Origin of the sequence: Bacillus sp. BB081, from assembly GCF_008368895.1 — a bacterium.
GTDB classification, from domain to species: Bacteria; Bacillota; Bacilli; order Bacillales; family Bacillaceae_G; genus Bacillus_A; species Bacillus_A wiedmannii.
Genome location: NZ_QOZX01000014.1, coordinates 185905 through 195071 on the forward strand (window position 1 = coordinate 185905; position 9167 = coordinate 195071).

General features: G+C 35.6%; 9 protein-coding genes. 7 read left to right on the forward strand and 2 right to left on the reverse strand.

Annotated features, from left to right (window positions below):
* Positions 1-116: 116 nt before the first annotated feature.
* Complete coding sequence (gene ctaA / locus DN394_RS07530) at positions 117-1052, reverse strand: heme A synthase (protein ID WP_001188735.1); 936 nt, start codon at positions 1050-1052, stop codon at positions 117-119.
* Between the two features lie 496 nt (positions 1053-1548).
* Here ctaA and ctaB point away from each other — a divergent pair, with 496 nt between their 5' ends.
* From ctaB to DN394_RS07565, 7 genes are all read left to right on the forward strand, one after another.
* Complete coding sequence (ctaB, locus tag DN394_RS07535) at positions 1549-2472, forward strand: protoheme IX farnesyltransferase (protein ID WP_097917860.1); 924 nt, start codon at positions 1549-1551, stop codon at positions 2470-2472.
* A 93-nt stretch (positions 2473-2565) separates the two neighbouring features.
* On the forward strand, positions 2566-3615 hold the full coding sequence (coxB, locus tag DN394_RS07540) for a cytochrome c oxidase subunit II (protein WP_000745278.1): 1050 nt from the start codon (positions 2566-2568) through the stop codon (positions 3613-3615).
* A 60-nt stretch (positions 3616-3675) separates the two neighbouring features.
* A complete protein-coding gene (gene ctaD, locus DN394_RS07545; RefSeq protein ID WP_000501451.1) occupies positions 3676-5511 on the forward strand; it encodes a cytochrome c oxidase subunit I in 1836 nt (611 codons plus the stop codon).
* On the forward strand, positions 5511-6134 hold the full coding sequence (gene ctaE / locus DN394_RS07550; protein ID WP_000557858.1) for a cytochrome c oxidase subunit III: 624 nt from the start codon (positions 5511-5513) through the stop codon (positions 6132-6134). The genes ctaD and ctaE overlap by 1 nt, the downstream gene beginning before the upstream one ends.
* Positions 6135-6137: 3 nt before the next feature.
* A complete protein-coding gene (gene ctaF / locus DN394_RS07555; protein ID WP_000985699.1) occupies positions 6138-6470 on the forward strand; it encodes a cytochrome c oxidase subunit IVB in 333 nt (110 codons plus the stop codon).
* Between the two features lie 85 nt (positions 6471-6555).
* On the forward strand, positions 6556-7461 hold the full coding sequence (gene ctaG / locus DN394_RS07560; protein WP_000069020.1) for a cytochrome c oxidase assembly factor CtaG: 906 nt from the start codon (positions 6556-6558) through the stop codon (positions 7459-7461).
* A gap of 227 nt (positions 7462-7688) precedes the next feature.
* The gene (locus DN394_RS07565) at positions 7689-8687 is read left to right on the forward strand and encodes a formamidase (RefSeq protein ID WP_097917861.1); all 999 of its coding nucleotides are present in this window, start codon (positions 7689-7691) and stop codon (positions 8685-8687) included.
* 94 nt (positions 8688-8781) lie between these two features.
* Here DN394_RS07565 and DN394_RS07570 read toward each other — a convergent pair whose 3' ends face one another.
* Positions 8782-9147 (reverse strand): YugN family protein, encoded by a 366-nt coding sequence (locus DN394_RS07570; RefSeq protein WP_001160938.1) that lies wholly within the window; start codon positions 9145-9147, stop codon positions 8782-8784.
* Between the last annotated feature and the right edge of the window lie 20 nt (positions 9148-9167).

Sequence of the window (9167 nt, forward strand, 5' to 3'; positions counted from 1 at the left end):
AAGCCCGATTGGTGCGTGCTAATAATTAGTGGGAGATGAAGAAAACCCCACTGATTAAAGTTTCACTTTATTGCAAAAAATACCTTGCCGATTCGGCAAGGTATTTTAATTTAAATTTATTTTGTTTGTTTAGAAGTTGATTCGGCTTCTTTTGCATTCACTTTACTTCTTGTTCCTAACATAACTAAATAGCATAGTACAGCAAACAAGCAAGAAATGAATAGTGAATGTAATAATGCCATTACTAAATTAGCATTTGTAAATACGACTAAAATTCCAACGATAGCTTGAAGTGTAACAAGGATAAATGAAATGATCCATCCCCAGTATACGACAGGCTGTTGCTTGTAATGGCGAATAGCGAGAATCATTGCGTATAGTATCCAAGCGAAAATTAACATCGCTGCAACTCTATGTCCCATTTGAACCCATTCATGTAGTTGAGTTGGCATAGGTCTATTTTTGCTACATAAAGGAAAGTCTGGACAGGCTAAGCTAGCTCGTTCGTGACGTACTAAAGCACCTGTGTAGACGACAATATAACTGTAAATTGTTACACCATAAATATGAAATTTCATTTTTTTGTCCATAATAAGTGAACGTGCATCAAATTTCTGGTCAATTTCAAAGATAAGACACGTTAATAAAATGACAGAAGCAAATGAAATTAAGGAAATACCGAAATGGATAGCAAGTACAGCTGGCATTTGTCCCCAAACAACTGCTGCCGCTCCCATTAATGCTTGTGCAACTAAAAATACGAAGGATAAAATTGCTAACGTCTTTGTTTCGCGCACATGTTTATAATATTTCCAGGATAAAATACAAAGGAGTGTGACAAGAATTCCTGCTGATCCTGATGTAAGGCGGTGACTTAGTTCAATAATAGTTTCCATTGATAAATTAGATGGAACAAATTCACCGTTACAAAGTGGCCATGATTTACCGCACCCTTGACCAGAACCTGTTTTTGTAACTAAGGCGCCTCCTAGTAAAACTATTAATAAATCAAGACTCGTAATGACTGCTAACCATTTAATAAAGCGTTGCAATCTATTTCACCATCTTTCTGCTATGAAGTTATTGCGAAATATTTTCATTCCATTATGTATAGAATAAAACGCGCTAGTTCCTATGATATATAAAAAATAATAAAATAGCAAAGAAATGGTGGGCACAGACAGGGGAGAGAAAATGGGTGTGGAAATAGGATGTATAAGGGAATTTTTAGGTGAAAAACAGGCTATTTTGAAAAGAAATGGGGAGAATACGTGTTAAATATGACAAAAAAGTTTATGATAGAAGGTAACATCATGTTATGATAAGGACAAGTAAAAATTAAGTTTTTATATTCGACACAAAAAGTTCATGTTTTCTTCACAAAATGTTCGGGAAATATGATTTAATATATTGGAGTATGGGCGTAGATTAGTAGTAGAATGGATTAACAATATTTCTACTGTAATAATATTGCTATATAGAAGCAAAATCTTTCATTTGAAATAGGTGCAAAAAGAAAGATGAAAGTTTTAAGAGGGGGTTAAAGTGATGAACCATGCAACAAGTGAGCTGCATGATGAGTCTGCTGTTACAAGTATACCGGAAACAACTCGGTTACAAGATTTAAAAGCACTCGTTAAAATGGGGATTGTAAACTCAAATACACTTACTGTATTTACAGGATTTTGGTTGGCATTACACTTTAATGGATTAAGTGTGATGGACAATCTGGATAAGTTATTCTTTACAATCGTTGGTTCTGGATTAGTTATGGCAGGGGTATGTTGTTTAAACAACTACATTGATCGAGACATCGATCCATTAATGGAAAGAACAAAGACCCGTCCAACGGTTACTGGAAAGTATAAACCAGGATTTGCACTTACATTTGGATTAGTTATATTACTTCTTGGGTTTGTATTTTTATTATTAACAACACCAATGGCAGTGTTAATGGGGTTTATTGGTGCTTTCACATATGTTGTTCTATATAGTTTATGGACAAAGAGAAAGTATACACTAAATACTGTTGTAGGTAGTATCTCTGGTGCAGTTCCACCTTTAATTGGATGGGCAGCAATCGATCCATCTTTAGGTCATCCAATTGCTTGGATGTTATTTTTAATTATGTTTATTTGGCAAATCCCACATTTTCTCGCATTAGCGATGAAACGTGTTGATGAATATCGAAATGCAGGAATCCCAATGCTTCCTGTAGTTCATGGATTTGAAATTACGAAACGCCAAATTATGATTTGGACAGTATGTTTATTACCACTACCATTTTATATGAGTGGACTAGGGATAACATTTATGGTAATTGCAACATTGTTAAACATCGGATGGATCGTTTTAGGATTTTATGGCTTCCGTAAGCAAGATGACATCAAATGGTCCGTACAAATGTTTGTTTATTCCCTAAATTATTTAACAATCTTATTTGTATCAATGATTGTAGTTACATTCTTCTAAGACAACGACATAATTGGATTTCTTTACGTTGAGATTTACTTTACTTAACTATAAAGTACAATCTAATTCACAAGGAAAGTGGGGGTTGTTTGTATGAAGAAACAGTGGCGACTGCTTTCGTTCGTTTCACTGCTGGCTTTACTGTTAGGGGGATGCGGTAAAGCCTTTCAATCTACTTTAATTCCGCAAGGAGAAGTAGCAAAAATGCAATATGATTTGCTCTTACTAGCAACTGCGATCATGGTAGGAGTAGTACTAGTAGTTACTATTATTTTCTTATATGTAATTGTGCGTTTCCGACAAAAGAAAGGTCAGGAAGATTATATTCCGGAGCAAGTTGAAGGGAATCACAAGCTAGAAATTATATGGACAGTTATTCCGATTATTCTTTTGTTAATCTTAGCTGTTCCGACGGTTACATATACATTCAAACTTGCTGATGTAAGTGCGATGGAGAAAAAGAATATTGATAAAGATACTATCGTTGTTGATGTAACAGCGAATCTTTATTGGTGGGAATTTTCTTATAAATCAGAAAAAATAGTCACTTCTCAAGATTTAGTCATCCCCACAGGTAAGAAAGTGTATTTGAATTTGAAGGGTGCCGATATTAAACATTCGTTTTGGGTTCCATCTTTAGCTGGGAAAATGGATACAAATACAGATAATGTGAACAAAATGTGGTTAAAGGCAGATAAATCGGGCACTTATAATGGTTTTTGTACAGAATTTTGCGGCCCATCACATTCTTTAATGCAATTCAAAGTGAAAGCTTTAGATGAAAGCGAGTACAAAAAGTGGCTTGCTGATATGAAGAAGATTGATGGGAAGAAAGAAGTAGCTTCAACAAAGGCGCAAGAGGGCCAAGAAATATTTAATAAAAGCTGTATTGGTTGTCACGCAGTTGGATCTAATGATAGTAGACCACCTTCCGCTCGTATCGCACCAAACTTAGCAAACTTTGCGGATCGCGATATGGTTGCCGGTATTGCCGAAAACAATGAAGAAAACTTAAAAAAATGGCTGAAAGATCCTGAAAATATGAAACCAGGAAATAAAATGACTGGTAAATATGGCAACTTAACGGATGATCAAATTGATGCATTAAATGCATACTTACAAACGTTGAAAGTTGAAAAGTAAAGAGGGATTATTCGCGAAGGGGAGGTTGAAAACGTGAGTTCTGTAGCAAAAAAACAGGGGATGGGTGCTGTCATATGGGATTATTTAACGACAGTAGACCATAAAAAGATTGCCATTCTCTATTTAATTGCAGGTGGATTGTTTTTTATAATAGGCGGAATAGAAGCTCTATTTATTCGCCTTCAATTAGCGATTCCTAACAACGCTTTTCTTGTTGGGGATGCTTATAATCAAGTATTAACGATGCACGGTACAACAATGATTTTCCTCGCAGCTATGCCACTCGTGTTTGCATTTATGAACGCCGCTGTACCACTTCAAATTGGTGCACGTGATGTAGCGTTCCCGTTTTTGAATTCACTTGGATTTTGGTTATTTTTCTTTGGTGGAGTATTTTTAAATTTAAGTTGGTTTTTAGGTGGAGCACCTGATGCAGGATGGACATCTTATGCATCTTTAGCTTTAGCCTCAAAAGGCCATGGTGTTGATTTTTATGTACTCGGCTTGCAAATCTCCGGTATTGGTACATTAATTGGAGGTATTAACTTCCTTGTAACCATTATTAATATGCGTGCGCCAGGAATGACGTATATGCGTATGCCGATGTTTACATGGACGACATTTGTAACATCTTCTCTAATATTATTCGCTTTTCCGCCGTTAACTGTAGGATTAGGACTTTTAATGTTAGATCGTTTATTTGGAACAAGTTTCTTTAATCCAGCATTGGGTGGGAATACGATTATATGGGAGCATTTATTCTGGATTTTCGGTCATCCAGAAGTATACATTCTTATACTCCCAGCTTTCGGAATATTCTCAGAAATCTTCGCGACGTTTTCGAAAAAACGATTATTTGGTTATTCGTCGATGGTGTTCGCGACAGTATTAATTGGATTCTTAGGATTTATGGTATGGGCGCATCATATGTTTACTGTTGGACTTGGTCCAGTTGCAAATGCTATTTTCTCAGTTGCAACAATGGCGATTGCAGTACCGACCGGTATTAAAATATTCAACTGGCTCTTTACGATGTGGGGAGGAAGTATTCGTTTTACGACACCGATGATGTGGGCAGTAGCTTTCATTCCATCATTCGTAATGGGTGGAGTTACAGGTGTTATGCTAGCATCTGCACCAGCGGATTATCAATTTCATGATAACTATTTCGTAGTAGCTCACTTTCATTATGTAATTGTCGGCGGTGTTGTATTTGGTTTACTTGCAGGAGCTCATTATTATTGGCCACTGATGTTTAATAAAGTATTGAATGAAACGTTAGGAAAGATAACATTTTGGCTATTCTTTATCGGTTTCCATTTAACGTTCTTCATACAGCATTTCCTTGGTTTAATTGGTATGCCACGTCGTTACTACACATATCTTGAAGGCCAAGGGTTGGAAATGGGGAATATGATTAGTTCTATTGGAGCGGTATTTATGGCTCTTGGAACGATTGTTCTTCTATTCAATGTAATTAAAACGACAGTTTCAAAAGAAAAGGCTGGTCGTGATCCATGGGATGCACGTACATTAGAATGGACAATGCCAGCACCAACACCAGAATATAACTTTAAACAATTACCATTTGTTCGCGGGTTAGATCCGTTTTGGATTGAAAAACGTGAAGGGAATAAAGAGATGACAGCGGCGGAACCAGTTGGTGATATTCATATGCCAAATCCATCATTTTCACCGTTTATCATTTCTTTAGGATTGTTTATAGCGGCATTCGGTGCAATGTATATGCAGGGTGGAAAAGATAAGTTTTGGTTATTAGTAGCAATTATCGGTTTAATCATTACATTTGGCACAATGTTCCTACGTTCAGTAATTGATGATCATGGATATCATATTCATAAGGAAGATTTAGAAGATAAGGGGGGCAAGGCATAATGCATGTAGATGAAAAATTAACGAATGAAACATTTCCAGCAGAGCCTGAAAAAGCAACCCTTGAGGGGAAAAATAAGTTTGTCGGTTTTTGGTTATTTCTTGGAGGCGAAACAGTATTGTTCGCTTCCTTATTTGGCACATATTTGGCGTTAAAGAATTCTACAAATGGTGGACCAACATCTCAAGAGATGTTCCAAATGCCACTCGTTTTCATTATGACGATGCTTTTATTAACGAGTAGTTTAACGAGCGTTTATGCGATGTATCATATGAAAAACTTTAATTTTAAAAAAATGCAACTTTGGCTACTAGTAACAGTGTTGCTAGGTTTAGGGTTTTTAGCATTTGAGATATATGAGTTTTATCATTATACGCATGAATTTAAGCATACTATGAGAAGTAGTGCATTTGGTTCCGCGTTTTATGCTCTTGTTGGTACACATGGTCTCCACGTATTGTTTGGATTATGTTGGATTTTAACATTAATCTTTAGAAATGCGAAGAGAGGTCTAAATTTATACAATGCACCGAAGTTTTATGTTGCATCGATTTATTGGCACTTTATTGACGTAGTTTGGGTGTTTATTTTCACTGTAGTATATTTGATGGGAATGGTGGGATAAACAATGGCGATAAAGCAAACGAATAATCCTAAAGTTGATCTTGTTTATCGGAAGAGAAAAAGTGCGGAGGAAATGAAGCATCAAGTTATTACATTTGCATTAATGATTTTTTTAACATTAGTTGCATTTGCAGCAGTCGCATATCCGAAAACTTTTAGTCCGACTTTCTCAGTGCCATTTATTTTACTATTAGCAGTGGTACAAGTAATTTTTCAATTGTATTATTTTATGCATATGAGTCATAAAGGACATGAAGCGGCAAGTTTCTTTCTTTATTCTGGTCTGTTAATCGGGTTAATTACAATTTTAGCTTTTATGACAATTGTGTGGATTTGAAAAATGAAAAATAAGGGAGCTTGTGTTGTCACAGCTCCCTCTTCTTATTATGTGAAAGGATAACCTTAAGAAGGTAGGTGTAACAATGAGTAACTTGTGGATATTTGGTTTTCAAGCTCTATGGAGTCCAATCTTTTTATTATTTATGCTTTCGATTCTTATTGGGTACTTTTTAATTATTGGGCCATATAGAATGCGATTTGAAAATGCGAGGAAGGTAAGTAAGAAGCAAATTTTTTATTTTACGACCGGGATTGTTCTTTTGTATCTTGTAAAGGGAGGGCCTATTGATTTAATTGGTCATATTATATTTAGTGCACATATGTTCGAAATGGCAGTTATGTATATTGCAGTTCCACCGTTATTGTTGCTTGGTATACCAGATTGGTTATATCGTTATATTACTTCTTTTAAGTTCGTTCAAATTATATTAAAGATATTTGCTAAACCACTTATTGCATTGTTTGTATTTAATGGCCTGTTTTCTTTTTATCATTTACCAGTTGTTTTTGATACAGTAAAACAAAGTCAAATTGCTCATCCTATTTGTCTCGCTATATTGTTCTTTACGGCAATCATGATGTGGTGGCCGATGCTAAATCCATTACCAGAATATCAAACATTAAGTGATATAAAGAAACTTGGTTATATGTTTGCTAACGGTATATTATTAACGCCAGCTTGTGCGTTAATCATTTTTGCAACTGCACCGTTATTTGCAACCTATACGGATCCGGCTGCTTGGATGAAGGCGATGGAACTTTGTGTACCCGCGGGAACTTTATCAGATTTAAATATAACGGGACCAGAATTTTTACACTGGATGCCAGTCGTACAAGACCAACAAACAGGTGGCATCATTATGAAAATTGTCCAGGAAATAGTGTATGGCACAATTATAGGCTATGTATTCTTTCGATGGGCGCGTCGAGAGCGTGAAAAGGATAAAGAGCAGTTGCAACAATTGCCGCCGTATTTACAGACTAAGTAAAAAAGTGTATGGGTTTCCATACACTTTTTTAGTTTTAGTAAACTATAAAAGATTGAATTTTCAATTTATTTATGTTAAGTTAGTGTAGGCATGTACTAAAAGTGGATATAAGATTTACTACTAGCTTTAATACGTAATGATTCCATGTGTAGTGCAAGTTTTTTAGAGAGTTACAAATTTATATTGTTATCTTTAATAAACAAGAACTATTTTAAGGGGGAATTTAAATGGGTAGTAGTGGAAGTATGGTAAAGCCAATTAGTGGTTTTTTAACAGCATTAATACAATATCCAGTACCAGTAGTAGAGTCACGTGCAGACATTGATAAACAAATTAAACAGATCATAAAAACAATTCATTCAACTAAATCAGGGTATCCTGGAATGGAATTGATAGTATTTCCAGAATATAGTACACAAGGGCTTAATACAAAAAAATGGACTACAGAAGAGTTTTTATGTACAGTTCCTGGGCCGGAAACAGACTTGTTTGCTGAGGCATGTAAAGAGTCTGAGGTATATGGTGTTTTTTCTATAATGGAAAGAAACCCTGATGGTGGAGAACCGTATAATACAGCAATAATTATTGATCCACAAGGTGAAATGATTTTGAAGTATCGTAAGCTAAATCCTTGGGTGCCAGTCGAACCTTGGAAAGCTGGAGATTTAGGCTTACCTGTTTGTGATGGACCTGGAGGAAGTAAATTAGCTGTTTGTATTTGTCATGATGGTATGTTTCCTGAAGTAGCTCGTGAAGCAGCTTATAAAGGTGCAAATGTCTTGATTCGTATTTCTGGATATAGCACACAAGTTAGTGAACAATGGATGTTAACTAATCGTTCGAATGCATGGCAAAACTTAATGTATACATTGTCAGTGAACTTAGCGGGTTATGATGGGGTATTTTATTACTTTGGTGAAGGACAAGTATGTAATTTTGATGGGACTACTTTAGTGCAGGGACACCGAAATCCTTGGGAGATTGTTACTGCCGAAGTATATCCAGAGCTAGCAGATCAGGCTAGATTAGGATGGGGTCTCGAAAATAATATATATAATTTAGGTTCAAGGGGATATGTAGCGACTCCTGGAGGGGTGAAAGAAAACCCGTATACGTTTGTAAAAGATTTAGCTGAAGGTAAATATAAGGTTCCTTGGGAAGATGAGATTAAAGTAAAGGATGGAACTATTTATGGGTATCCAGTCAAAAAGACGATTCATTCTTAAGTAAGATAAATAGAAAAAGCGCATCAATATGATGCGCTTTTTCTATTTACTCAATGATTTGGAACTCTTTTAACTCTGTTTCGATATTTTCTATTTACTCAATGATTTGGAACTCTTTTAACTCTTTTTCGATATTTTGTAGGAGTTGTTCGCTTTTTTGAAGTACATTCGTTGGGAAAGTTTCACCATCACCATATTCAACGCCGTGAGGATAATAATGTTTTCCTAATAAGGGAGGAAGTAGCTTTATTTCAGCGTGTCTGCTACCAACATCACCTTCAACAGCCAAACCTTGTACGCGCAAATAATAAATATCATTTAATATTTCAAATTTATAATCGTATGTAACTCGTTCATAATCCCACTGTCCAGCAAGTACAAAATGGTTCTTTTCCATAATCTCTGTTAATAGTGTTAAATCAACGACTGCCCCATTAAATTTCGTATTTGTAAATTGCATATAATACCTCCTCTTTTCAT